The sequence below is a fragment of the Humibacter ginsenosidimutans genome, assembly GCF_007859675.1.
In the GTDB taxonomy this organism is placed as follows: domain Bacteria; phylum Actinomycetota; class Actinomycetes; order Actinomycetales; family Microbacteriaceae; genus Humibacter; species Humibacter ginsenosidimutans.
Map to the genome: position 1 here is coordinate 526,365 of NZ_CP042305.1, position 24,263 is coordinate 550,627.

Consider the following 24,263-nt stretch of genomic DNA (forward strand, 5'->3'; position numbering starts at 1 on the left):
TTAGGAGGTCCGCCGTGCGCTGAACGTCACTTCGCGGTGCCGGAGGCCAGCGCGGATGCCGTCGCGGCGACGCCCGCCACTCCCCCGTCGGCCAGCGCGTGCACGAGTGCCGACCCGACGATCGCGCCGTCCGCGTAGTCGAGCACCTCCCGCACCTGGTCTCCCGTGGAGATGCCGATGCCGACGCACACCGTCTGCGCTCCGGCGTCTCTGAGCCGGGGAACGAGGGTGCGGGCCGCGGCATCCACGTCTTTGCGCTCGCCCGTGATGCCCATGGTGGATACCGCGTACACGAACCCGCGCGACGACTCTGCCGCCATGCGCAGCCGCTCGTCGCTCGAGGTCGGTGCGGCGAGGAACACCCGGTCGAGGCCGGAGCGATCGCTCGCCGTGATCCACTCGGCCGCCGAATCCGGAGTGATGTCGGGGGTGATGAGACCCGACCCGCCCGCTGCGGCGAGCTCGTCGGCGAACCTGTCGACTCCGAACTGCACGATGGGGTTCCAGTACGTCATCACGAGCGCGGGCACGTCGACCCGGGCGCGGATCTCGCGCACCGCGGTGAAGACGTCGCGAACGCGGAAGCCCTCCTGAAGCGCTCGCTGTGTCGCGGCCTGGATGACGGGGCCGTCCATGACCGGGTCGGAGTACGGCAGGCCGAGCTCGAGCACGTCTGCGCCGTTCTCCGCCAGTGCGACAGCGGCGTCGATGCTCGTCTTCAGGTCGGGGAACCCGACGGGCAGATAGCCGACGAGGGCGCCGCGACGCCGTTCGCCCGCCTCGGCGATCCTGGCGTCGACGTGGGCGATGGCCGTGGTTCCGCTCATGCGCCGGCTCCGTTCTGCGACTCGTCGCCGAGCAGGCCGAAGTAGGCTCCTGCGGTCTCGACGTCTTTGTCGCCGCGCCCCGAGAGGTTCACCAGGATGACGGCATCCGGCCCCAGCTCCTTGCCGAGCTTGATGGCGCCGGCGAGGGCGTGCGACGACTCGATGGCGGGCAGGATGCCCTCGGTGCGGCAGAGCAGCCGGAACGCCTGCATCGCCTCGTCGTCGGTGATCGGCTGGTAGCTCGCCCGGCCGATGTCGCGCAGCCAGGCGTGCTCGGGTCCGACGCCCGGGTAGTCGAGCCCGGCGGAGATGGAGTGCGACTCCATGGTCTGCCCGTCTTCGTCTTGCAGCACGTAGGTCTTGGTGCCGTGCAGGATGCCGGGGGTGCCCTCGCTGAGGGTCGCGCCGTGCTTGCCGCTGGCGATGCCGTGGCCGCCGGGTTCGAAGCCGTACAGCTTCACGTCGGCGTCGTCGAGGAACGCGTGGAAGATGCCGATCGCGTTGGATCCGCCGCCGACGCAGGCCGCGACGGCATCCGGGAGCCGGCCGGTGAGCTCGAGGACCTGTTGCCGTGCCTCTTCTCCGATCACCTTGTGGAAGTTGCGCACCATCGTGGGGAACGGGTGCGGTCCGTTGACGGTGCCGAGCAGGTAGTGCGTGGTGTCGGCGTTGGCGACCCAGTCTCTGAAGGCCTCGTTGATGGCATCCTTCAGCGTGCGCGACCCGGTCTTCACGGGGATGACCTCGGCGCCCAGCAGGCGCATGCGTGCCACGTTGAGCGCCTGGCGCTTGGTGTCGACCTCGCCCATGTAGATGGTGCACGACATGCCGAACAGTGCGGCGGCTGTCGCCGTGGCGACGCCGTGCTGGCCCGCCCCGGTCTCGGCGATCAGCCGCGTCTTGCCCAGGCGCTTCACGAGCAGCGCCTGCCCGAGCACGTTGTTGATCTTGTGCGAACCGGTGTGATTGAGGTCTTCGCGCTTGAGGATGATGCGCGCGCCGCCCGCGTGCTCGGCGAACCGCGGCACCTCGGTGACGATCGAGGGACGCCCGGTGTACGTGGCGTGCAGTCGGGCGAGCTCGGCGGCGAAGGAGGGGTCCTGCTGAGCCGCCTCGTATTCGGCCGACAGCTCGTCGAGCGTGGCGATGAGCGACTCGGGCATGTATCTGCCGCCGTAGTCGCCGAAGTCGGGGCCGATCTGGTCTCGTAGGGCCATGGTCACTTCCCTGGGGTGATGGAAGGCGTTGATGGAATCAGACGGAGAGGAACTCTGCGAGCCTGGCCGTCGGGTCTGACGTGACGAGCGCCTCGCCGACGAGCACGACGTCGGCGCCTGAGGCACGGTAGTGGGCGACGTCGTCGGGGCCGAGCACTGCGGATTCCGCGACACGGATGACGCCGGTCGGAATGCGGTCCGCCAGCGTGCCGAAGAGGTCGCGGTCGAGCTCGAACGTGTCGAGGTTGCGCGCGTTGACGCCGATGAGCGCAGCACCGGCGTCGACGGCCCGAGCGACCTCGTCTGCCGAGTGGGTCTCGACGAGCGCCGTCATGCCGAGTGAGAGCGTGAGGGCGTGCAGTGACTCGAGCGTCGGCTGGTCGAGCGCAGCGACGATGAGCAGCACGATGTCGGCTCCCGCCGCCCTGGCCTCGTACACCTGGTACGGCTGCGCGATGAAGTCCTTGCGCAGAACCGGGATGCCGACGGCGGCGCGCACGGCGCGCAGATCGTCGAGCGATCCGAGGAAGCGCCGTTGCTCGGTCAGCACGCTGATCGCGCTGGCGCCGCCGGCCTCGTAGAGGGATGCCAGCGCCGCCGGATCGGGGATGTCCGCGAGTCGGCCGCGCGACGGACTCGCCCGCTTCACCTCCGCGATCACCTTGACGCGATCTGCAGGGGCGAGCGCACGCAACGCGTCGAGCGCCGGCGGCGCGTCGGCGGCAGCCGCGATCACGGCGTCGAGCGGAAGCTCGGCGGCGCGGGCGTCGGCATCGGCAACGGCCCCGCCGACGAGTTCAGCGAGCAGCAAGCCTCAGTGACCCTTCGGCTGGTACTTGGGGCCGTTGACCCCGTAGCCCGCCTTCGCCATGATCGCGCCGACGATCGGGCCGATCACGACGACCACGCCGCAAGCGACGACGATCCACGGCTGCTCGAACCAGAACGCGATCGTGCCTGCGATGACGCCGATCAGCATGATGACGACGGCCGTCCATGCCGCCGGCGAGTGACCGTGGCCCGGGTCCGAGGATTCAGCGCTCATGACTCTCTTTCGGTGTGGTGGTCGGGATGGTGATCATTCTATCGCCGCCTGGCGGCGGCTCAGACGCTCGGTCGCCTCGGCCATGCGAGTGGACTCGCGCGGCGCTCGGCTCGGTCGCGGGTCGCACTACGCGTCGTCGTCGGACTCGGCAGCCGTGGGGTCGTCTCCACGGCTCAACTCGTCCCAGTCCCCGATGGCCGCGTCACGGGCACGGGCGCGCTGGTCGGCCGCCGAAAGGTGCTCGTCGTCGTCGTCGGAGGGTTCTGCGTGCTTGTCGGACGAGGCATCCTCTGTCGCGCCGTAGCGCCGGGAGGAGACCGGCCACAGATGTCCTGTCGCGACGACGAGCACCGTGGCGAGGAGCAGTGCGATGCCGCCGGCGAGGGCGAGCGCCGGCCAGGCCGTCGCGTCGGCACGGGCGATGATGGCCCGCACGCTGGCATCCCCCGCCACGCCCGTTGCGTTCGTGACGACGGTGATGCCCGAGCCGATCGGGTCGCCGATGGCCGAGGCCGTCGACCCGATGATGCTCGCGCTCAGCACGAGGCCGAGCACGGCGAGCACGTAGCGCAGGATGCGTCCGGCCAGCGCGAGGGCCGCGCCGAACGCGACGCCTGCGAGCGACAGCGCAGCGACAGCGGGTGCCGCCGCCGATCCGGCGACGGTGAGAGTGCCTGCGTGGCCCGACGTCGCCGTGAGGTGCAACGTGTACCAGGTCTGCGTGGATGCCGTGAGCACGAGCGCGCTCGCGATCACGGCGAGCAGGATGGCGCCGTACTTGAGCCGGCGGGAGGTTTCTGAGGAGACTTTCACTGTCACACCACGCGTTCCATGGCCTCGGCGATGGCCACGGCGCGCAACGGCGCGGCGGCCTTGTTCTGCGATTCGATGAACTCGCCCACCGGAACCGAGTCGGCGACGAGACCGCCGCCGGCCTGCACTCTGGCGACGCCGTCCATGATCGTTGCGGTGCGGATGGCGATGGCCAGGTCGGCGTCGCCCCCGAAGCCGAAGTAGCCGACCACTCCCCCGTAGACACCGCGCTGGGCGGGCTCGAGCTCGTCGATGATCTCCAGCGCGCGCGGCTTCGGCGCTCCGGAGAGCGTGCCGGCCGGGAACGTGGAGCGGAAGACGTCGATCGCTGTCGCGTCGTCGCGCAGGTCGCCCTCGACCGACGAGACGATGTGCATGATGTGGCTGAAGCGCTCGACGCGCATGAACTCGGTCACCTCGACCGAACCGGCGACGCAGACCCGCGAGAGATCGTTGCGGGCGAGATCGACGAGCATGAGGTGCTCCGCGCGTTCCTTCGCGTCGGCGAGCAGCTCCGACTCGAGCTCTGCGTCTTCTTCCGGCGTGGCGCCCCTCGGCCGGGAGCCCGCGATCGGATGCGTGTACGCGCGCCGCTCCTGCACCTTCACGAGCGCCTCCGGCGAGGATCCGACGACGGTGTACGGCTCGCCGTTCGCCCGCTCGAGCTGCAACAGGTACATGTACGGGCTGGGGTTCAGGCTGCGCAGCACGCGGTACACGTCGAGCGGGTCGGCCGTGGTCGGCAGCTCGAAGCGCTGCGAGATGACGACCTGGAAGATGTCGCCCGCCCTGATGCGCTCCTTGGCGACGTCGACGGACTTCAGGAAGTCCTCGCGCTTCGTGCGGGAGACCGCGGCGGGCGCGACGGTGAAGTCGGCCAGCGCAAGATGGGCGTCGGCGGGGCGGGACAGGCCGTCCTGCATGTTGTCGAGCCGCGTCTGGGCGGCGGTCCACAGCGCCTCGGTGTCGTCGGTTCCGTCGGCGAGCACGTTCGCGATGAGCTGCACGGTGCCGAAACGGTGATCGACAGCCACCAGGTCGGAGACGAAGCACAGCGCCTGGTCGGGAACATCGAATTCGGCCGGCGGCTGGTCGGGCAGCCGCTCCAGCTGGCGAACGGCCTCCCAGCCGATGAACCCGACGAGCCCACCGGTCAGCGGGGGAAGACCTGGCACGGGTTCGGAACGCCAGCGCTCGTAGAGACGCGCGAGAAGCTCGAGGGAGGGGGTCTCGTCGAGGCGGGCCGCGGCATCCTCGCCGAACGCCCGCTGTGCGTCGACGCCGTAGTCGAGCCAGACGGAGTCGTCGCCGCGCTGGGTGAGCACGCCGAAGGCCGCGATGCCCACGAACGAGTAGCGCGAGAAGATGCCGCCCTGCTCCGCGGACTCGAGAAGGAAGGTTCCAGGGGCTCCGTTCGCCAGCTTGCGGTAGATGCCGACGGGAGTCTCACCGTCGGCGAAGAGCTCGCGCACGACCGGGATGACCCGTCTCGTCTCCAGCAGCTCGTCGAACTGAGCCCTGGTCGTCGAGGCGCTCACGAGCGCTCCGCCAGGTCGATCACGACGGGGTCGAGCCGGTCGGTGTCGAAGCAGGTGCGGGTGCCGGTGTGACAGGCGGCGCCGATCTGCTCCACCCTGATCAGCAGGGTGTCGCCGTCGCAGTCCAGCGCCGCTCCGCGCACGTACTGCACGTGGCCCGACGTGTCGCCCTTGCGCCAGTACTCCTGACGCGACCGCGACCAGAAGGTCACGCGGCCCTCCGTCATGGTGCGCAGGAACGCCTCACGGTCCATCCAGCCCACCATGAGCACCTCTTTGCTGTCCCACTGCTGGACGACCGTGGTGAGCAGACCCTTCTCATCGAAGCGAACCCGCTCGAGGATGCCCGCCGCAGCCTCGCGCGTCAGCCCGCCCGCGCGCGCCACGGCCTCGTCATCGCCGCTCACCTTCGCACCTCCACCCCGGTGTCGGCCAGCGCCTGCTTGACCTCGCCGATCGTCATCAGTCCATCGTGGAACACACTCGCCGCGAGCACCGCGTCGGCGCCGGCCGCCACGGCGGGCGTGAAGTCGCCGACGGCGCCAGCTCCCCCGGAGGCGATCACGGGAACCGTGCTGTTCTCGCGCATCAGACGCACGAGCTCGAGGTCGAAGCCCTGCTTCGTGCCGTCGGCGTCGATCGAGTTGACGAGCAGTTCGCCTGCACCGAGCTCGACGGCGCGACGGGCCCAGGCGACGGCATCCAGGTCGGTCTCCGTGCGGCCGCCGTGCGTCGTCACCACGAAGCCGGACTCGGTGCGCGGCGAGCGCTTGACGTCGAGCGAGAGCACGAGCACCTGGGCGCCGAATCTGTCGGCGATCTCGGCGATGAGCTCGGGCCGGGCGATCGCCGCGCTGTTCACGCCGACCTTGTCCGCGCCGCTGCCGAGCAGCCGGGCCACATCGTCGGTGGAGCGCACCCCGCCGCCGACGGTGAGCGGGATGAACACCTGCTCGGCGGTGCGGCGCACCACGTCGTACGTGGTGGCGCGCTCCTCCACGGTGGCGGTGACGTCGAGGAACGTGAGCTCGTCAGCGCCCTGCTCGTAGTAGCGCGCGGCGAGCTCGACCGGGTCGCCGGCATCACGCAGGTTCAGGAAGTTGACGCCCTTGACGACGCGGCCGCCTGCCACGTCGAGACACGGGATGACCCTCACCGCGAGCGACACGTCAGAGCCTCGCAGCGTGGATCGGAGTGACCAGGATGGCTCGCGCGCCCAGTTCGTACAGGTCGTCCATGATGCGGTTGGTGCTCGTCTTCGGCACCATCGCCCGCACGGCCACCCAGCCCGTGTCGCGCAGCGGCGAGATGGTCGGAGACTCGACGCCCGGCGTGAGCGCCACGGCCTTCTCGATGAGGTGCGACGGCAGGTCGTAGTCGATGAGCACGTACCGCCTGGCGACCATCACGCCCTGCAGGCGCCGCTGCAGCGTGGCCAGCCCCGGTGCCGGATCGCCCGGCGCGCCGATGAGCACGGCCTGCGACTGCAGGATGACGGGTCCGAAGATCTCGAGGCCCTGCTTGCGCAGCGTGGAGCCGGTCTCGACGACGTCGGCGACGGCATCCGCGACACCGAGTCGCACCGCGGACTCCACCGCGCCGTCGAGCCGAACGAGCGTGACGGAGACACCGGCCTCGCGCAGGTAGTCGCCGACGAGCCCGTCGTAGCTCGTGGCGACGCGAAGCCCCTCGAGCTCTTTCAGCTCGGAGAACCGGCCTGCCGGTCCGGCGAAGCGGAAGGTGGATGCCGCGAACCCGAGCTCGTCGATCTCGCCGGCTTCAGAGCCGGAGTCGAGGAGCAGGTCACGGCCGGTGACTCCCACGTCGAGAGCGCCACTGCCCACGTAGGTGGCGATGTCGCGCGGGCGCAGGTAGAAGAACTCGACGTCGTTCGCGTGGTCGGCGACGATGAGCTCTTTGGGGTCTTTGCGGCCGTTGTAGCCCGCCTCGGCGAGCATCTGGGCGGCGGTCTCGGAGAGCGAGCCCTTGTTGGGCACGGCGATCTTCAGCATGGTGTGCTGGTCTTTCTTGTCGTCTACGAACATGCGGGTCGGGTGGCGCCGGTCACGGCAGCTGACGCATCACAGATGTCGGTAGACGTCCTGCGGGGTGAGGCCCTTGGCGAGCATCATCACCTGCAGGTGGTAGAGCAGCTGCGAGATCTCCTCCGCGGCTTCGTCGTCGCTCTGGAACTCGGCCGCCATCCACACCTCGGCGGCCTCTTCGACGATCTTCTTGCCGATGGCATGGATGCCGGCATCGAGTTCGCGCACGGTGCCGGACCCTTCAGGGCGGGTCTCGGCCTTGTCGGTCAACTCGGCGAACAGCTCGTCGAACGTTTTCACGGTCTCAGGCTATCGGAGCTTGCGCTCCTCAAATGCTCAATCGCCTCGGCGGTGGACGCGAGCGTCCGTCGCTCTCGGCTCAATCGCATCTATCGGAGCTTGCGCTCCTCAAATGCTCAATCGCCTCGGCGGTGGACGCGAGCGTCCGTCGCTCTCGGCTCAATCGCATCTATCGCAGCTTGCGGGTGTGCTTCGCCGCCGTCTCGCGCAGCAGGGCGATCTGGGCGGCGGGATCGGCGGCGCGGAACACGCTGGACCCCGCAACGAACGTGTCGGCTCCGGCCTCCGCTGCGGTGACGATGGTCTGCTCCGTGATGCCGCCGTCCACCTGAAGCCACACGTCGAGCCCGGCGGCGTCGACGGCCTCCCGCAGCGTGCGCAGCTTCGGCATGGTCTCCGTCATGAAGCTCTGACCGCCGAACCCGGGCTCGACGGTCATGACCAGCACCTGGTCGAACTCCGGGAGGAGCTCGAGGCAGGCCTCCACCGGTGTTCCCGGCTTGAGCGCGATGCCGGCGCGGGCGCCGAGCTCGCGGAGCCTGCGTGCCAGCGCCACCGGGTCGTGCGCAGCCTCGGCGTGGAACGTCACGGAGTAGGCGCCGAGCTCGGCATAGCCGGGCGCCCAACGATCAGGATCGTCGATCATGAGGTGCACGTCGAGCGGAATCCGCGCCACGTCCTGGATGCGCCCCACCATCTGGGGCCCGAACGTGAGGTTCGGCACGAAGTGGTTGTCCATCACGTCGACGTGCACGAGGTCGGCGGTCGCGATGCGGTCCAGCTCGCTCTGCATGTTGACGAAGTCGGCGGCGAGGATGCTCGGGTTGATGCGCGGCATGCTGATCAGGCTAGAGCGTCTCGGTTCACATCTTCTCGAACAGCGCGACGAACATCGCGTCGGTGCCGTGACGGTGCGGCCACAGCTGAACCTGCGCGGGGTCGCCTGCCAGGTCGAGCGGATGCTCGGCGAACGACTGCACGACGTCCTGCGTCGGCAGCTCCCGCAGCTGAAGCGGATGCCGTCTGAGCGCGTCGCTGACCTGCACCCTGGTCTCCGCGAGGTGCGGGGAGCACGTGACATAGCAGAGGATCCCGCCTGGTCGCAGGGCCGCCACCGCGGAATCGATCAGCGAGGCCTGCAGCCGGGTGAGCTCCGGCACGTCGCCGGGCGCCTTGCGCCAGCGTGCCTCCGGGCGGCGGCGCAGCGCGCCGAGCCCGGTGCAGGGCGCGTCGAGCAGCACCCGATCGTAACCGGCGGCCTCCTCGGCTCCGATCACGGTGCCGTCCCGCTCCGTCAGCTCCACCACGGTGCCCACCGGCGCGACGGCGCGGCGTACGAGCTCGAGCCTGGCCGGCACGATCTCGTTGGCGACCAGCCGCACATCGAAGGCTGCCGCGGCGGAAGCGAGCACGGCCGCCTTGCCTCCCGGTCCGGCGCACAGGTCGAGCCAGCGCTCTCCCGCAGCAGGCGGGCGGGCCGCGACGAGGATCTGCGCCGCCAGCTGCGAGCCCTCGTCCTGTACCCGGATCGCGCCGCCGGTGGCCTCCACGATCGCGGCGGGATCGCCGCCCGGCCAGACGAAGCCGATCGGCGAGTAGCGGTCGGGCTCCGAATCCTCCGGCCGCACGGCGACTCCGGGCAGAGCCGCGAGATTCACCCGGGGCGCGGCGTTGTCGGCCTCGAGAAGGGCCTCGAGCTCGTCTTCTCTGTGCTCTGCCGCCAGCGCATGGCGAAGCGCGCGCACGATCCAGGTGGGATGCGAATGGAGGGAGGCGAGCAGATCGTCGTCGTCACGCGCCGCGTCGGCGACGCGCTGGCGCCAGACCTCGGGTCTGGCACGGGCGATGGTGCGCAGCACGCCGTTGGCGAATCCGACGGCGGAGCGGGACGCCGCGGATCGCACGAGCTCCACCGACTCGTTCACCGCCGCGTGGCTCGGGGTGCGCAGGGTGAGCAGCTGGTGACAGCCGAGACGCAGCGCGTCGAGCACGGGCTCGTCGATGCGGCTCACCGGGCGTCGTGCCGCCAGCTCGATCACGCGGTCGTAGTACCCGCGGCGGCGCAGCGTGCCGTACGTGAGCTCCGTGGCGAGACCGGCGTCGGCAGACGAGAGTCGCGCTCGCTCGAGCCGCGCGGGCAGCAGCAGGTTGGCGTAGGCATCCGACTCGTCCACGGCGCGCAGCACGTCGAAGGCCACCGTGCGCGCGGATGCGCCGCTCACGCCGCCACCTCCGCCGTCGCGCGGGCCGGCAGGCCGCGCAGCCAGTCGGCACCCGGCATCGGCCGCTTGCCCGCCGGCTGCACGGTGATGAGGTGCAGCGGGGTGGTCGCCGTGCCGATCAGGGCTTTCACGCCGACGAGCTGCAACTGCCCGGGAACGAGCGGAGCAGCCCCCGAACGCGCCGCTGCGAGCACCTTCACCCGGGTGCCTGCGACGGTGACGAAGGCGCCGGGCTCGGGGGTCACCCCGCGCAGCCTGGCGTAGACGGCAGCGGCGTCGCGCGTCAGGTCCAGCCGCGCGTCGTCGAGGCCGAGTTTGGGCGCGAGCGTCGGTTCGCCCTCTTGGGCCACGGCAACCGCTGAGCCCGTCGCGATCGAGTCCACCACCCTGGCCACCAGCTCCGCGCCTTCGACCGCGAGCGCATCCAGCAGCTCACCCGCCGTGTCGTCGGGTCCGATCGGATGCTCGACCATGTCGTACACGTCGCCAGCATCGAGCTCGGGCACCAGGCGGAACACGGCGGCGCCGGTGATCTGGTCGCCGGCGATCAGCGCACGCTGAACGGGAGCCGCCCCGCGCCAGCGCGGCAGCAGGGAGAAGTGCAGATTGATCCAGCCGTGCTCGGGAGCCGAGAGCAGAGGCTCGCGCACGAGTCCGCCGTACGCGACGACGACGCCGAGCTCGGGGCGGGCGTCGAGGATGCTCGCGGTCGCCTCCTCGTCGAGCCGTCGCGCCTTCACCACAGGCAACCCCAGCTGCGCGGCCGCGATGGCGACCGGAGACGGGGTGAGCACGCGCTTGCGGCCGAGCGGGGCATCCGGACGCGTCACGACGGTGACGATCTCGTGCGGACCGGCGGCGAGTGCCCGCAACGTCGGCACTGCCGCCTGCGGCGTTCCGGCGAACGCGATTCTCATCGAGTGAGCTCCTTCACGAGATCTCGGGGTCGTCGAGCCTGACTCTGAGTGTAGGCGGGGGCCGGTAGCCGCGATCGCCGCGCGGCTTTCTGCCCTTCGCCGCCGCCTTGACCACGGCCGATCGCAGAGCGGAGGCCACGGCGGCCCCGTGCGCGTAGTCGAATCGCACGATCGCACGGACGGCATCCGGATGCCCGCTCCCCTGCCGCCCGGCGCCGCGCGTCTCGACGGGCGTGGGACCCAGCACGTCGATGAAGGTGCCTGCCACGAGTGCCGCGACGGCGTCGCCCACGGCCTTGGGCGTTCCGGTGACCGACGCCAGCCGCACGGCGGGCGGGAATTTCAGTGCACGTCGGTCGGCCAGCTGGGTGCTCGCGTAGGCAGGCTGCCGCCAGGTCGCCAGCGCCTGAGCGAGCGGTCCTGCGACCCCCACGAGCACCACGGGGGCGCCGGGCGCCGCCAGCGAGGCGGCGTTCGACCACCAGCGCAGGCAATCCTCTGCGACGTTGAGAGACTCGCGAGCGAGCATGCGGTCGCCGTCCAGGAGCAGCACGGCGCGGTATCCGCCGGGCGTGATCGGCTCGGCGCCCCTGGTGGCGACCACGAGGGCGGGCCGCTCGTCGATCGTCGTGACACGACGTTCTCCGTCGGAGACGATGACGCGCGAGCCGGGGAACGCCCTGCCCAGCTCTTCCGCCGTGCGTGCGCTGCCCCGCGTGACCAGGCGCACCGCGGTGCCTCCGCAGTGCGAGCACTCCCACCCGGTGGCGATGGCACCGCACCAGCGGCACGACGGCGGCGCCCCGGCTCGGTCGAGTCCGAGCGGCCCCTGGCACTTCGCGCAGCGCGCGGCCTGGCGACAGGTCGCGCACGCGAGCACGGGAGCGTATCCGGGGCGGGCGACCTGCACGAGCACGGGACCGTGCGCGATGCCGTCCTTGGCCGCGCGCCATGCGCCGTCCGGAACTCGCGACGGTCCCTGTTCGCCGGACTGCGCGGCGGTCACGACGACGCGCGGCGTCACGGCCGGCTCAGGCGAATGCGCTGTGAGCCAGCCCAGCTCGACGAGACGCTGCACCTCGATGCTGCGCGTGTGCGAGACGAAGGCGAGGGCGCAGCCCTCGTCTTCCGCCCGCACCAGGGCCACATCCCTGGCGTGTGCATAGGGGGCGAGCGGCTCGGCGTGCAGCGGGTCGGAATCGTCCCAGAGCGCGATGAGGCCCAGCCGGTGGGCCGGTGAGTACACCGCCGACCGGTTGCCGATCACGACGACCGGGCTCGGCTCGAGGCAACGCAAGAACGCTCGGTAGCGGTCCTGGTTGGATTGGCCGGCATCCACCCTGGCGAGCACGTGATCGGGTACCGCGTCGCGCAGTGCCGCCTGGAGCTGGTCGAGGTCGCGATAGTCGGGCACCGCGATGACGGCGCTGCGACCGGATGCCACGCAACGCGCCGCGAGTTCGGCGAGCGTGATCGCCCACGCGCCCACCCACTCGCCGGCCGTGGTGCGGGCGAGCCGGGGCACGGCATCCACCGCGACGCGGCCCGCCGTGTCGATCGCCTCGGCGAGGGCGGAGCGATACCCTCGCACTCCGCGAACCGGAACCTCTTCAGGGGCAGCCGGATGCTCCGCCGCCAGCCATGCCTTCTCCACCCGCACCATGCGCGGCGGCACCGCCAGGCGCAGCACGTCGTTCGCGCTGCCTGCCGAACGGTCGGCGATGCGCCGCGCGAGCCGAGCGATCTCAGGGGTGAGCACCTTCGCTGCCGACACGACGGAATCGAGCTCGCTGAGCTCGCCGTCGAACGACGCATCGTCGGCCACCTCGACGAGGTAGCCGTCGGCGATGCGTCCCGCGGAACGCAACGGAACCGTCACCCGCACGCCTGGCACGGCCTGCTCACGCAGCCGCTCGGGGATCGCGTAGTCGAACAGCCGATCGAGCTGCGGGAGGGGCGTGTCGACGATCACGCGCGCGACGCGCGGGCCTCGCGCCTCGGGCATCAGAGGCCGGCGGCCGACCGCAGGTCGTCGACGCGGTCGGGTCGCTCCCAGGTGAACTCCGGCAGTTCGCGGCCGAAGTGGCCGTAGGTGGCCGTCTTGGCGTAGATGGGTCTGAGCAGGTCGAGATCGCGGATGATGGCCGCCGGTCGCAGGTCGAACACCTCGCGGATGGCGGCGGTGATGCGGTCGTCGGGCAGGTGACCCGTTCCGAACGTCTCGACATAGAGTCCGACCGGCGAAGCCGTGCCGATCGCGTACGCCACCTGCACCTCGAGCCGGTCGGCGAGCCCGGCGGCGACGGCGTTCTTCGCCACCCAGCGCAGGGCGTACGCGGCGGAGCGGTCCACCTTCGACGGGTCCTTTCCGCTGAACGCGCCGCCGCCGTGTCTGGATGCCCCGCCGTACGTGTCGATGATGATCTTGCGTCCGGTGAGCCCGGCGTCCCCCTGCGGGCCGCCGATCTCGAATCGACCGGTCGGGTTGATCAGAGTGGTGAGGTCGCCGGAGTCGAGCTCGACGCGCTCCAGCACGGGTCTGATGATGTGCTCGGCGACCTCGGTGCGCAGCTGGGCCGTGGACACCGCCGGAGAGTGCTGCGTGGAGAGCACGACGGTCTCCACCGTGCGCGGGGTGATGCCGTCGTAGCCGACGGTGACCTGGGTCTTGCCGTCGGGGCGCAGGTAGTCGAGTTCCCCGCTCTTGCGCACTTCGGCCAGCCGCTCCGCCATGCGGTGCGCGATCCAGATCGGCACGGGCATCAGCTCGGGCGTCTCCGTGGTGGCGTAGCCGAACATGATGCCCTGATCGCCGGCGCCCTGGCGGTCGAGCTCGTCGAGGGATGCCTCCTCGCGCGTCTCGTATGCGGCGTCCACACCCTGCGCGATGTCGGGCGATTGTCCGCCGATCGAGACCGAGACGCCGCAGGAACGGCCATCGAACCACACGTCGGAGGAGGTGTACCCGATCGCGGTGATCGTCTCGCGCACGATGGCCGGGATCTCCACGTAGCCGTTCGTGGTCACCTCACCGGCGACGTGCACGAGACCGGTCGTGACGAGCGTCTCGACCGCGACCCGGCTGTGCGGATCGACGCGAAGCAGGGCGTCGAGGATGCCGTCGGAGACCTGGTCGCAGATCTTGTCCGGATGTCCTTCCGTGACGGATTCGGACGTGAAAAGGCGCAGAGAAGTCATGAGTGCTCCAGCTGGATCCGGGCCCCATCCACGTTCTGGTCGCGGGTCAGGCGGAGGTGATGACGTCGAGAATACGATCGGCCACCGACGCTTTGCTGCCGGAGGCCTCCATCACTATACGCCCGCGCGAATCGAGCACGACGACCTCGTTCTCGTCGGTGGAGAACCCGGTCTTCCATCCCACGTTGTTGATCACGAGGTAGTCGCAGCCCTTGCGTTCCAGCTTGCGTCTGCCCAGCTCGAGCAGTGCCTGCGGGTCGCTCTCGGTCTCGGCGGCGAAGCCGACGACGACCTGGTCCGCCCGCTTGCCGGCGGAGAGCTCGGCGAGGATGTCCGGGTTGGCCACCAGAGAGAGTTGGTAGCTGTCGCCGACCTTCTCCTTCTTGATCTTCGAGGTGCTCGTCGACGCCGGACGGAAGTCGGCGACGGCGGCGGTCATCACCACGATGTCGGCCGTGGCCGCCTCCTCGGTGACGGCACGTTGCAGCTCGCGGGCCGTCGAGACGGACCGCACCTCGACGTCGTCGGGGGCCGGGATGTCGAGGTGGGCGGCGATGAGAACCACCTCGGCGCCGCGCTGCCTCGCGGCCTGGGCGACGGCCACGCCCTGCTTGCCGCTGGAGCGGTTGCCGAGGTAGCGCACGGGGTCGAGGGGCTCGCGGGTGCCGCCGGCCGTGACCACGATGTGCTTGCCTGCCAGGTCGCGGCGCTCTGCGCGGGTCGCCTCGGACTCCGACGACCTGCGGGGCCGATGTGGCGTGGCAGGACGCGTGGCCAGCGCCGTGGCGGCCTCGACGATCTCCTCGGGTTCCGCCATGCGGCCGGGGCCGGAGTCGGAGCCGGTGAGACGGCCCTCTCCCGGACCGACGATGGCCACGCCGCGATCGCGGAGGGTCTTCACGTTCGCCTGCGTCGCCTGGTTCTGCCACATCTCGGTGTGCATCGCGGGTGCGACGAGCACGGGCGCGCTGGTGGCGAGCACGGTGTTCGTGAGCAGGTCGTCCGCCAGTCCCCCGGCGAGCTTCGCCAGCGTGTTGGCCGTGGCGGGAGCGATCACGACGAGGTCGGCCCGACGTCCGATGTCGACGTGCCGCACTTCGGAGACGCCCTCGTAGAGGTCGGTGTTCAGCGGGTTGCGGCTGATCGCCTCGAACGTCGGGGCGCCGACGAACTTGAGCGCGGCATCCGTCGCGATGACGTGCACGTCGTGTCCGAGCAGCACGAACGAGCGGATGACCGAGACGGCCTTGTATGCAGCGATGCCGCCGGTCACGCCGACGACGATGGTCAGGGGCGTGCTCACGGCGGCACCGGCGCTCGTCATGTCACTCGTCGAGCGGACGGGCGACGAGCTTGTCTTCGTTGATCTCGTGGAGGGCGACCGAGAGGGGCTTGTCGTCGATCGTGGAGTCGACCAGCGGCCCCACGTTGTCGAACAGGCTTCCCTCGTGCAGGTCGGCGTAGTAGTCGTTGATCTGGCGTGCGCGCTTCGAGGCGAAGATCACGAGCGCGTACTTCGACTCGACGCGGGAGAGCAGCTCATCGATCGGGGGTCGATGATGCCCTTGGCTGCAGTTGACATGGATGCTCCTTCGATAGCGGCCGCCGACGGAACCTTCGGACTTCGACGTTCAGCGACCGGATGACGTTGCGGCGCGACGCGGTCGGCGCGCGCGTACCTGCATCAATTCTACGACCTCGCGCGCGGCCTCGGCCACGGTCCCGTTCACGACGCGCGCGTCGAACTCGTCTTGGGAGGCCAGTTCCACCTTCGCCGTGGCGAGCCTGCGATGCTGCTCCTCCTGCGATTCGGTCCCCCGACCGATGAGTCGGCGCACGAGTTCGTCCCAGCTGGGGGGCGCGAGGAAGACCAGCACGGCCTCCGGCATGGCGGCGCGCACCTGGCGCGCGCCCTGCAGATCGATCTCAAGGAGCACGCTGCGGCCGTCGGCCAGAGCACGCTCGATCGGTCCGCGCGGTGTGCCGTAGCGGTGGCTGTTGTGCACCTTGGCCCACTCGAGCAGCTCGTGCTCCGCGATGAGGCGATCGAACTCCGCGTCCTCGACGAAGTAGTAGTCGACGCCGTCGATCTCGCCGGGGCGGGGCGCCCTGGTGGTCGCCGACACGGAGAGCAGCACGTCGGGGTAGTTCTCCCTGATGTGCCGTGCCACGGTGCCCTTGCCGACGGCGGTCGGCCCGGCGAGCACCGTGAGCCGTGCCCGCTTGCGGCCCGGCGCCGTGCCCGAGCGTTCGATGAGGAACTCCCTCAGCCGAGCCCGCTGGTGTTTGCCGAGGCCTCCGAGCCGCTTCACGGGCGAGATCTCGAGGCGCTGCAGGATCTCCGCGGACTTCGTGGCTCCGATCGCTTTGAGGCTGGTCAGGAAGTCGGGGACGCGCAGTGTGCCTTCCGGGCCAGACGGGTCGGAGCCGGCGGCATCCAGCACCTCGATCGGCGACCTGGTGCCCGACGCGATCTGCGACTTCACGGCCGCGCGCGCGCGTCGGGCCGCGACGGCGGCTCTCGACGCGGCCGCGCGATCGACCTCGGGGGGCTGGGGACGATGAGAGGGTGCTGAGGTATCGGGCATCAGTGGTGGTGTCGTGCCGACGCTCTCGAGCGTCGGGGTGTCAGTCAAGGGAGGAGCGCACCTCGTCGGCGCGGCGGGAGATGGTGTCGGCGATGCGGTCGGGACCCGCGGTCAGGATGCTGCGGGACTCGCTGACGACGAGCAGCTCGGCGAACGAGCCGTAGATGTCGCGTGCGTTCTTCAGCGCAGCACCCTGGTGTCCGAACCCCGGCGCGAGCACGGGCAGTGCAGGAGTGATGGGCTTCGCGACGTCGATGCCGAACTCGGAGAGCTCGAGCGTGGCGCCCAGCACGACGCCGATCGAGCCGAGCTCGTTGCCGATCGCCTGGTTCGCCTGCGTCACACCATCGATGATGGCACGAGCCACCGTGCGTCCAGAACCGGGATCGACGGAGCGCTGGATGCCGGCGGCCTCCGGATTGCTCGTCGCCGCCAGCACGAACAGGCCCTTCCCCGTCTCCGCGGCGAGCCCGATCGGCGCCGCGAGAGAGCCGACGCCCTGGAAGGCCGAGATCGTCATCGCGTCGGCCTCCAGCGGCGATCCCGGTGTGAGCCATGCCTCGCCGTACGCCTCGACGCTGGTGCCGAGATCACCCCGTTTCACGTCGGCGATCACGATCAGTCCCGCGGCGCGTGCCGCGGCCAGAACCTCTTCGAGTGCGGAGTACCCGCGAGCGCCGAACTTCTCGAAGAACGCGATCTGCGGCTTCACGATGCCTGCCCGGCCCGCGACAGCGTCGACGACGCGGAGACCGAACTCGCGCACTCCCTGCGCATCGTTCGAGAGATCCCATTCGCGCAGCAGGTAGGCGTGCGGGTCGATCCCGACGCAGAGGGCGCCGTCGCGCACGATGACGGTGCCGAGCCGTTCACCGAAGCCGGACGGCGTCGATCCGCTCACGCGCGGGCCGCCCTGTCGAGCGCGTACTGCTGCAGCGACCGCACGTCGAAGCCCTCGCGGATCGCGTCGATCGACGCGACGGCCGCGCTGAGCTCGGCGATGGTCGTGAACAGGGCGATGTCCGCAGCGACGGCGGCGGCCCGGATCTCGTAGCCGTCGGCGCGAGCCGACCGTCCGCTCGGCGTGTTCACCACGATGTCGATCTCACCGCGATTGATGAGGTCGACGATGCTCGGCTCGTCACCGGCGGGCTCGTCGCTGAACTTGCGCACGGGCTCCGCCTCGATGCCGTTGCGCGCCAGCACCTCTGCTGTGCCCTCTGTGGCCACGAGCCGGTAGCCCTGCTGCTTGAGGCGCAGCACCGGCAGCACGATGGAGCGTTTGTCGCGGTCGCTGACCGAGACGAAGACGGTGCCGGTGAGCGGCATCCCGCCGTATGCCGCCGTCTGGCTCTTCGCGAACGCGCGCGGGAAGTCGCGGTCGATGCCCATGACCTCGCCGGTGGAGCGCATCTCGGGCCCGAGCACGGAGTCGACCATGCGACCGTCGCGGGTGCGGAAGCGCTTGAACGGCAGCACGGCCTCCTTCACGGAGATGGGCGCGTCGAGCGGCACGATCGAGCCGTCGTCCGCCGGCAGCAGACCGGCGTCCTTCAGCTGGGCGATGGTCTCCCCCGTCATGACGCGGCTGGCCGCCTTGGCGAGCGGGATGCCCAATGCCTTCGACACGAAGGGCACCGTGCGACTCGCGCGCGGGTTGGCCTCGAGCACGTAGAGCACGCCTGCCGCGATGGCGAACTGCACGTTGAGCAGTCCGCGCACGCCGATGCCCTCTGCGATCTTCAGCGTCGCCTCGCGCACCCTGTCGATCTCGGCGCGGCCGAGTGTGACGGGCGGCAGCGTGCAGCTGGAGTCACCGGAGTGGATGCCCGCCTCCTCGATGTGCTCCATGACGCCGCCGATGTAGAGCTGCTCGCCGTCGAAGAGCGCGTCGACGTCGATCTCGGTGGCGTCGTCGAGGAATCGGTCGACGAGCAAGGGGTGCCCTGGACCGACGATCGCCTGGTCGGCCACCCGTTCGAAGTAGTCGTCGAGCGACGGCGCGTCGTAGACGATCTCCATGCCACGGCCGCCGAGCACATAGCTGGGGCGCACGAGCACGGGGAAGCCGATCTCCGCCGCCACGCTCTGCGCGCCGGCCACGTCGTAGGCCGTGCCGTTGCGCGGCGCGAGAAGGCCGGCGTTCTCGAGGATCTCCGAGAACAGGCCGCGCTCCTCGGCCAGGTCGATGGCGCTCGGCGAGGTGCCGAGGATCGGGACGCCGGCGGCCTCAAGACCCTTGGCGAGGCCGAGGGCGGTCTGGCCGCCGAGCTGCACGACGACGCCGACGACCTCGCCGGAGGCCGACTCGGCGTGGATGACCTCGAGAACGTCCTCGAGCGTGAGCGGCTCGAAGTAGAGCCGGTCGCTCGTGTCGTAGTCCGTCGACACGGTCTCGGGGTTGCAGTTGATCATCACGGTCTCGAAACCGGCGTCGTGCAGGGCGAACGACGCGTGCACGCAGGAGTAGTCGAACTCGACGCCCTGGCCGATGCGGTTCGGGCCGGAGCCGAGGATGACCACCTTGCGCTTGTCGCTCGGCTCCACCTCGGTCTCGGCGTCATAGCTCGAGTAGTGGTACGGCGTCAGTGCAGGGAACTCGCCCGCACACGTGTCGACCGTCTTGTAGACGGGCCGCACGTTCAGGATGTGCCGCACCTCGCGCACCTCGGCCTCGCCGAACCCGCGCAGCTGACCGATCTGGGCATCGGAGAAGCCGTGGTCCTTCGCGAGCAGCATGGTGTCGGTGTCGAGCATGCCAGCGCCCTGGATGATTCCCGCCACCTCGTTGATGAGCACGATCTGGTCGAGGAACCAGGGGTCGATGCCGGTGGCGCGGTAGGCATCCTCGATGCTCGCGCCCTTGCGCAGCGCCTGCTGCACGGTGACGATGCGCCCGTCGGTGGGAGTCGCCGCGATGGCGAGCAGCTCCTCGACGGAGCGATCCTCGTCGCCCCAGTGGAACGACGACCCGTTCTTCTCGAGCGACCGCAGGGCCTTCTGCAGCGCGCTCGTGAAGCTGCGGCCGATGGCCATGGCCTCGCCCACCGACTTCATGGTGGTGGTCAGCGTGGTGTCTGCGGCCGGGAACTTCTCGAAGGCGAACCGCGGAACCTTCACGACCACGTAGTCGAGCGTTGGCTCGAAGCTGGCGGGGGTGACCTTGGTGATGTCGTTCGGGATCTCGTCGAGCCGGTAGCCGATGGCCAGCTTCGCCGCGATCTTCGCGATCGGGAAGCCGGTGGCCTTGGATGCCAGCGCGCTCGACCTCGACACCCGGGGGTTCATCTCGATCACGATCACGCGTCCGGTGACGGGGTGCACCGCGAACTGGATGTTGCAGCCGCCGGTGTCCACGCCGACCGCGCGGATGATGTCGATGCCGATGTCGCGCAGCCGCTGGTACTCGCGGTCCGTGAGGGTGAGGGCCGGGGCGACGGTGATCGAGTCGCCGGTGTGCACGCCGACCGGGTCGACGTTCTCGATGGAGCAGACGACGACCGTGTTGTCGGCCGTGTCGCGCATGAGCTCGAGCTCGTACTCCTTCCAGCCCAGGATCGATTCCTCGAGCAGCACCTCGTGCGTCGGCGAGTCGTGCAGGCCGGCACCGGCGATGCGGCGCAAATCTGTCTCGTCGTACGCGAAGCCCGATCCGAGGCCGCCCATGGTGAAGCTCGGACGCACGACGAGCGGGTAGCCGAGCTCCTCTGCACCCGCGAGCACCTCGTCCATGGTGTGGCAGATGCGCGAGGCGGCGACGTCGGCGCCGCACTCGATGACGAGCTCCTTGAAGATCTGGCGGTTCTCGCCCTTCTCGATCGCCTCGAAGTTGGCACCGATCAGCTCGACGCCGTACTTCTCGAGGATTCCGTGTTCGTGCAGCTGCATCGCCGCGTTCAGCGCGGTCTGGCCTCCCAGGGTCGGCAGCACGGCATCCGGCTTCTCCTTGGCGATGATCGTCTCGATCACCTGCCACGTGATGGGCTCGATGTAGGTGGCGTCGGCGAAGTCCGGGTCGGTCATGATCGTCGCCGGGTTGGAGTTGACGAGGATGACGCGCACGCCCTCCTCGCGCAGCACGCGGCAGGCCTGCGTGCCCGAATAGTCGAACTCGCACGCCTGGCCGATGACGATCGGGCCGGACCCGATCACGAGAACGCTGGAGATGTCTTCTCTCTTCGGCATGGGTCAGGCTTCTCCGCTCTCATCGTTCGTGGTCGTCTCGGGGGTGCGCGAGGCGAGCACCATGTCTCTGAACCTGTCGAACAGGTAGTTCGCGTCGTGCGGACCCGCCGCCGACTCGGGGTGGTACTGCACACTGAACGCGGGGATGTCGAGGCAGTTCAGCCCCTCGACGACGTTGTCGTTGAGGTCGTAGTGGCTCACCTCGACGCGGCCGAAGCCCTCGGCCGACTCGCTCACCTCATCGAGAGGGGCGTCGACCGCGAAGCCGTGGTTGTGCGCGGTGATCTCCACGCGGCCCGTCGCGCGGTCGAGCACGGGCTGATTGATGCCGCGGTGGCCGAACGGCAGCTTGTACGTGCCGAAGCCGAGCGCGCGGCCGAGCAGCTGGTTGCCGAAGCAGATGCCGAAGTACGGGATGCCGTCGCGCAGCACCGTGCGCAGCAGCTCGACGTGCTGGTCGGAGGCCGCCGGGTCTCCAGGGCCGTTCGAGTAGAAGAGCGCGCTGGGCGCGATGGCCTTCAGCTCCTCCACGGTCGTCGACTGCGGGAGCACGACCACGTCGAATCCGCGGTCGGCCAGATAGCCGAGCGTGCTCGCCTTCACCCCGAGGTCGAGCACCGCGACGGAGCCGATGCGCTCGCCGCGCGCCGGAATCGTGTAGGGCTGCGGGGTGGAGACGATCGCGGAGAGATTCAGTCCGCGCATGTCGGCGCCCGAGCGCACCATGTCGAGCTGCTCCGCGGGGGTGAGCAGGGCATCCTGACCGGAGAAGATGCCTGCGCGCATCGCGCCGGCCGAGCGCAGGTGCCGGGTGACGGCGCGGGTGTCGATGCCGCTGATGCCGACGACCGAGCTGGATGCCAGGTCGTCGTCGAGGCTGCGCTGCGACCTGAAGTTGGAGACGATGCGGGCGGGCTCGCGCACGGCGAAGCCGGCGACCCAGACCCGCGCCGACTCGCCGTCGACGTCGTTCATGCCCGTGTTGCCGATGTGCGGCGCCGTCATCACGACGATCTGGCCGGCGTACGACGGGTCGGTGAGCGTCTCCTGGTAGCCGGTCATGCCGGTCGCGAAGACGGCCTCGCCGAGGGTGCGTCCGATCGCGCCGTAGCCGCGTCCCTCGTAACGCGTGCCGTCCTCGAGCACGAGCACGGCAGGCTGTGCGCGAGAGGCGACGGCCGCCGTGGTGGGCAGGCCGATCTCGACGAAGGGCGCGGTGGTCGTGTCGTCTTCTGTGCCGTTCGTCTGCTGCCCCTCGTCGTGCTCGTTGTCGTGTTCGCGGTTCTTCTTCGCCATGTCAGGCCTCGTCTCCGGTGGTCGTGTCGTGGGCGACGTCGTCGGCGCCAGATGTGCTGAGGCGCTCGTCGGTGTCGGCGAGCGAGTGGATGCCGTCGAGCAGCGCGCGCTGCTGCCCCGGCTCGGCGACGCGCAGATACGTGTCCAGCACCTGCTCGTCGCCGTCGGTTCGTCGTGCGCGCCAGGCGACCAGCACGAGTCCGCCCTGCTCGACCGAGCGGTCGATGGTCCAGGTGGCGGTGCCCCCGCCGACGATCGACGCCGCGTCGATCGCCACGACGGGTTCGCCGGGCGCGGCGACGGTCACGCCTCCCGTCGAGACCGTGACCCTCGCCGTGGCGCGGAACGCGAGCCCGGGGACCGCGACGCGGTCGAGCGGCTGATCGTGCCGGGTGGTCGCCACGTGCAGTGCGCTGACGGCGACGATCGTGTCCCCCTGCGACTGGAGCGCGGAAGGCACGACGAGGACGGCGTCGCGGCGCCGGATGCGCCGCCAGCCCGCCCACATGCCCACGAACACGAGGGCCACGACGACGAGGATCAGCAGGGTGGGCCAGAGCTTGTCCATCAGGCAGCCTTTCCGGCCAGGGCGGCCGCGTCGTCCGGTTCGATGAGTGCGCCGTCGCGCAGCGTCGCCGTGCCGCCGTGGAAGGTCCAGAGCACGCGCCCGGGCAGCTCACGTCCGAGGTAGGGCGAGTTGACGCCCTTGCCGGCGAGCCGTCCGGTGTCGAACACGGCGGAGGCGCTCGCGTCATAGAGCGTCAGGTCGGCGCGGGAGCCGGATGCCACGGGCATCCCTCGCCCCACTCGACCGATGCGTGCCGGTGTCGCCGACATGACGCGGGCGACGCCGGACCAGTCCAGCAGTCCGGTGCTCACCATCGCCTCGTGCACGACGCTCAGCGCGGACTCGAGTCCGACCATGCCGTTCGCCGCCGCTCCCCACTCGCAGGTCTTGGACTCGAGAGGGTGGGGGGCGTGGTCGGTGGCGACGATGTCGATCGTGCCGTCGGCGAGGGCCTCGCGCAGCGCGAGCACGTCTTCTTTGCGGCGCAGCGGCGGATTCACCTTGAAACGGGCGTCGCGGTCGGCCACGAGTTCCTCGTCGAGCAGCAGGTGGTGGGGCGTCACCTCGGCGGTGACGTCGATGCCGCGCCGCTTCGCCCAGCGCACGATCTCGACGGAACCCGCTGTGGAGAGGTGGCAGACGTGCAGCCTGCTGCCCACGTACTCGGCCAGGAGCACGTCGCGGGCGATGATCGACTCCTCGGCGACGGCCGGCCAGCCGGTGAGCCCGAGCCTGGCGGAGAGAGCGCCCTCGTTCATCTGTGCACCTTCCGTGAGGCGCGGCTCCTGTGCGTGCTGTGCGACCACGCCGTCGAACGCCTTGACCTGCTCCAGCGCCCTGCGCATGAGCAGCGGATCGGAGACGCACACGCCGTCGTCGGAGAAGACCCGGACCTTCGCGCGCGAGGCCGCCATGGCGCCGAGCGCGGACAGCCTCTCCCCCGCGAGCCCCACGGTGACGGCGCCGATCGGCTGCACCGTGGCGTAGCCCGCAGCGTGGCCCAGGTCGAGCTCCTGCTCGACAACCCCTGGAGTGTCGGCGACCGGCGAGGTGTTCGCCATCGCGAACACCGTCGTGTATCCGCCGGCGGCGGCGGCACGCGTGCCGGTCAGCACCGTCTCGCTCTGCACGAAGCCGGGTTCGCGAAGGTGGGTGTGCAGGTCGACGAGTCCCGGCAGAGCGAGGAGGCCGGTCGCATCCACGTGCGTGGCGTCCTGGGAGCCGGCACGGGCATCCGCTCCGACCGTCAGCGTGCCGCCCGCGACGAGGATGTCCGTGCTCGAGCCGTCGACGAGCGTCGCGTTCTCGATGAAGAACCGTTCGCGTGACACTAGTTGACCTCCCGATCGTCGGACAGCAGTGGAAAGAGCGCGGCCATGCGCTTCGAGACACCGCCGGCGACCTGATCGTGCGCGAGCGACTGCGGTGAGTCCGCGGCTTCGGCAGAGATCTCCAGCCCCCTGATGATGGGCCCTGGATGCATCACCATGGTATCCGCCCACGG

23 protein-coding genes and 1 pseudogene are annotated in these 24,263 nt (G+C 70.1%); all 24 read right to left on the reverse strand.

Going from position 1 to position 24,263, the window contains the following annotated elements; translation table 11 throughout:
* Window positions 1-26: 26 nt before the first annotated feature.
* Window positions 27-827: a tryptophan synthase subunit alpha gene (trpA, locus tag FPZ11_RS02530; RefSeq protein WP_146318115.1), complete on the reverse strand. Its 801-nt coding sequence runs from the start codon at window positions 825-827 to the stop codon at window positions 27-29.
* On the reverse strand, window positions 824-2,044 hold the full coding sequence (gene trpB / locus FPZ11_RS02535; protein ID WP_146318117.1) for a tryptophan synthase subunit beta: 1,221 nt from the start codon (window positions 2,042-2,044) through the stop codon (window positions 824-826). Before trpB ends, trpA begins: the two co-directional genes overlap by 4 nt.
* Window positions 2,045-2,081: 37 nt before the next feature.
* Window positions 2,082-2,852: an indole-3-glycerol phosphate synthase TrpC gene (trpC, locus tag FPZ11_RS02540; protein ID WP_146322642.1), complete on the reverse strand. Its 771-nt coding sequence runs from the start codon at window positions 2,850-2,852 to the stop codon at window positions 2,082-2,084.
* A 6-nt stretch (window positions 2,853-2,858) separates the two neighbouring features.
* The gene (locus FPZ11_RS02545; protein ID WP_146318119.1) at window positions 2,859-3,089 is read right to left on the reverse strand and encodes a DUF6704 family protein; all 231 of its coding nucleotides are present in this window, start codon (window positions 3,087-3,089) and stop codon (window positions 2,859-2,861) included.
* Window positions 3,090-3,215: 126 nt separating this feature from the next.
* A complete protein-coding gene (locus FPZ11_RS02550; RefSeq protein WP_168203716.1) occupies window positions 3,216-3,908 on the reverse strand; it encodes a Trp biosynthesis-associated membrane protein in 693 nt (230 codons plus the stop codon).
* Window positions 3,905-5,440, reverse strand: coding sequence for an anthranilate synthase component I (locus FPZ11_RS02555; protein ID WP_146318121.1), 1,536 nt, complete (start codon window positions 5,438-5,440; stop codon window positions 3,905-3,907). Before FPZ11_RS02555 ends, FPZ11_RS02550 begins: the two co-directional genes overlap by 4 nt.
* Window positions 5,437-5,784, reverse strand: a complete 348-nt coding sequence (hisI, locus tag FPZ11_RS02560) for a phosphoribosyl-AMP cyclohydrolase (protein ID WP_437438633.1) — start codon at window positions 5,782-5,784, stop codon at window positions 5,437-5,439. The genes FPZ11_RS02555 and hisI overlap by 4 nt, the downstream gene beginning before the upstream one ends.
* A 59-nt stretch (window positions 5,785-5,843) precedes the next feature.
* The gene (hisF, locus tag FPZ11_RS02565; protein ID WP_146318122.1) at window positions 5,844-6,608 is read right to left on the reverse strand and encodes an imidazole glycerol phosphate synthase subunit HisF; all 765 of its coding nucleotides are present in this window, start codon (window positions 6,606-6,608) and stop codon (window positions 5,844-5,846) included.
* 1 nt (window position 6,609) lies between these two features.
* Entirely contained in the window at window positions 6,610-7,452 is an 843-nt protein-coding gene (hisG, locus tag FPZ11_RS02570; protein WP_146322645.1) for an ATP phosphoribosyltransferase, read from the reverse strand.
* Between the two features lie 69 nt (window positions 7,453-7,521).
* Window positions 7,522-7,785, reverse strand: a complete 264-nt coding sequence (locus tag FPZ11_RS02575; protein WP_146318124.1) for a phosphoribosyl-ATP diphosphatase — start codon at window positions 7,783-7,785, stop codon at window positions 7,522-7,524.
* Between the two features lie 169 nt (window positions 7,786-7,954).
* Window positions 7,955-8,623 (reverse strand): ribulose-phosphate 3-epimerase, encoded by a 669-nt coding sequence (rpe, locus tag FPZ11_RS02580; protein ID WP_146318126.1) that lies wholly within the window; start codon window positions 8,621-8,623, stop codon window positions 7,955-7,957.
* Between the two features lie 25 nt (window positions 8,624-8,648).
* The gene (locus FPZ11_RS02585; RefSeq protein ID WP_146318128.1) at window positions 8,649-10,007 is read right to left on the reverse strand and encodes an RsmB/NOP family class I SAM-dependent RNA methyltransferase; all 1,359 of its coding nucleotides are present in this window, start codon (window positions 10,005-10,007) and stop codon (window positions 8,649-8,651) included.
* Complete coding sequence (fmt, locus tag FPZ11_RS02590) at window positions 10,004-10,924, reverse strand: methionyl-tRNA formyltransferase (protein WP_146318130.1); 921 nt, start codon at window positions 10,922-10,924, stop codon at window positions 10,004-10,006. The genes FPZ11_RS02585 and fmt overlap by 4 nt, the downstream gene beginning before the upstream one ends.
* A gap of 13 nt (window positions 10,925-10,937) precedes the next feature.
* Window positions 10,938-12,929 carry a primosomal protein N' family DNA-binding protein gene (locus FPZ11_RS02595; protein WP_146318132.1) on the reverse strand — a complete coding sequence of 664 codons (1,992 nt, stop codon included), beginning with the start codon at window positions 12,927-12,929 and terminating at the stop codon, window positions 10,938-10,940.
* Window positions 12,929-14,122, reverse strand: coding sequence for a methionine adenosyltransferase (metK, locus tag FPZ11_RS02600; protein WP_146318134.1), 1,194 nt, complete (start codon window positions 14,120-14,122; stop codon window positions 12,929-12,931). The genes FPZ11_RS02595 and metK overlap by 1 nt, the downstream gene beginning before the upstream one ends.
* A gap of 46 nt (window positions 14,123-14,168) precedes the next feature.
* Window positions 14,169-15,446, reverse strand: coding sequence for a bifunctional phosphopantothenoylcysteine decarboxylase/phosphopantothenate--cysteine ligase CoaBC (coaBC, locus tag FPZ11_RS02605; RefSeq protein ID WP_437438614.1), 1,278 nt, complete (start codon window positions 15,444-15,446; stop codon window positions 14,169-14,171).
* A gap of 1 nt (window position 15,447) precedes the next feature.
* A complete protein-coding gene (gene rpoZ / locus FPZ11_RS02610) occupies window positions 15,448-15,708 on the reverse strand; it encodes a DNA-directed RNA polymerase subunit omega (protein WP_146318136.1) in 261 nt (86 codons plus the stop codon).
* Between the two features lie 45 nt (window positions 15,709-15,753).
* Window positions 15,754-16,710 (reverse strand): guanylate kinase, encoded by a 957-nt coding sequence (gene gmk, locus FPZ11_RS02615; RefSeq protein ID WP_146322647.1) that lies wholly within the window; start codon window positions 16,708-16,710, stop codon window positions 15,754-15,756.
* A gap of 40 nt (window positions 16,711-16,750) precedes the next feature.
* The gene (gene pyrF / locus FPZ11_RS02620; protein ID WP_146318138.1) at window positions 16,751-17,611 is read right to left on the reverse strand and encodes an orotidine-5'-phosphate decarboxylase; all 861 of its coding nucleotides are present in this window, start codon (window positions 17,609-17,611) and stop codon (window positions 16,751-16,753) included.
* Window positions 17,608-20,895, reverse strand: coding sequence for a carbamoyl-phosphate synthase large subunit (gene carB, locus FPZ11_RS02625; RefSeq protein WP_146318140.1), 3,288 nt, complete (start codon window positions 20,893-20,895; stop codon window positions 17,608-17,610). Before carB ends, pyrF begins: the two co-directional genes overlap by 4 nt.
* Before the next feature lie 3 nt (window positions 20,896-20,898).
* A complete protein-coding gene (gene carA / locus FPZ11_RS02630) occupies window positions 20,899-22,191 on the reverse strand; it encodes a glutamine-hydrolyzing carbamoyl-phosphate synthase small subunit (RefSeq protein ID WP_168203717.1) in 1,293 nt (430 codons plus the stop codon).
* Window position 22,192: 1 nt separating this feature from the next.
* On the reverse strand, window positions 22,193-22,759 hold the full coding sequence (locus FPZ11_RS02635; protein ID WP_146318142.1) for a PH-like domain-containing protein: 567 nt from the start codon (window positions 22,757-22,759) through the stop codon (window positions 22,193-22,195).
* Window positions 22,759-24,090 (reverse strand): dihydroorotase, encoded by a 1,332-nt coding sequence (locus tag FPZ11_RS02640; protein ID WP_146318144.1) that lies wholly within the window; start codon window positions 24,088-24,090, stop codon window positions 22,759-22,761. The genes FPZ11_RS02635 and FPZ11_RS02640 overlap by 1 nt, the downstream gene beginning before the upstream one ends.
* A pseudogene (locus tag FPZ11_RS02645) lies at window positions 24,090-24,257 on the reverse strand (aspartate carbamoyltransferase); the annotation flags it as partial. The pseudogene FPZ11_RS02645 and the gene FPZ11_RS02640, both read right to left, overlap by 1 nt.
* Window positions 24,258-24,263: the final 6 nt, after the last annotated feature.

What these genes read in the sequence shown, in the direction of transcription:
- trpA (WP_146318115.1), bottom strand. Translation starts at nt 827, where the DNA reads ATGAGCGGAACCACGGCCATCGCCCACGTCGACGCCAGGATCGCCGAG.
- trpB (WP_146318117.1), bottom strand. Translation starts at nt 2,044, where the DNA reads ATGGCCCTACGAGACCAGATCGGCCCCGACTTCGGCGACTACGGCGGC.
- coaBC (WP_437438614.1), bottom strand. Translation starts at nt 15,446, where the DNA reads ATGACGAGCGCCGGTGCCGCCGTGAGCACGCCCCTGACCATCGTCGTC.
- rpe (WP_146318126.1), bottom strand. Translation starts at nt 8,623, where the DNA reads ATGCCGCGCATCAACCCGAGCATCCTCGCCGCCGACTTCGTCAACATG.
- gmk (WP_146322647.1), bottom strand. Translation starts at nt 16,710, where the DNA reads ATGCCCGATACCTCAGCACCCTCTCATCGTCCCCAGCCCCCCGAGGTC.
- FPZ11_RS02635 (WP_146318142.1), bottom strand. Translation starts at nt 22,759, where the DNA reads ATGGACAAGCTCTGGCCCACCCTGCTGATCCTCGTCGTCGTGGCCCTC.
- carB (WP_146318140.1), bottom strand. Translation starts at nt 20,895, where the DNA reads ATGCCGAAGAGAGAAGACATCTCCAGCGTTCTCGTGATCGGGTCCGGC.
- carA (WP_168203717.1), bottom strand. Translation starts at nt 22,191, where the DNA reads ATGGCGAAGAAGAACCGCGAACACGACAACGAGCACGACGAGGGGCAG.
- hisG (WP_146322645.1), bottom strand. Translation starts at nt 7,452, where the DNA reads ATGCTGAAGATCGCCGTGCCCAACAAGGGCTCGCTCTCCGAGACCGCC.
- FPZ11_RS02545 (WP_146318119.1), bottom strand. Translation starts at nt 3,089, where the DNA reads ATGAGCGCTGAATCCTCGGACCCGGGCCACGGTCACTCGCCGGCGGCA.
- fmt (WP_146318130.1), bottom strand. Translation starts at nt 10,924, where the DNA reads ATGAGAATCGCGTTCGCCGGAACGCCGCAGGCGGCAGTGCCGACGTTG.
- FPZ11_RS02595 (WP_146318132.1), bottom strand. Translation starts at nt 12,929, where the DNA reads ATGCCCGAGGCGCGAGGCCCGCGCGTCGCGCGCGTGATCGTCGACACG.
- metK (WP_146318134.1), bottom strand. Translation starts at nt 14,122, where the DNA reads ATGACTTCTCTGCGCCTTTTCACGTCCGAATCCGTCACGGAAGGACAT.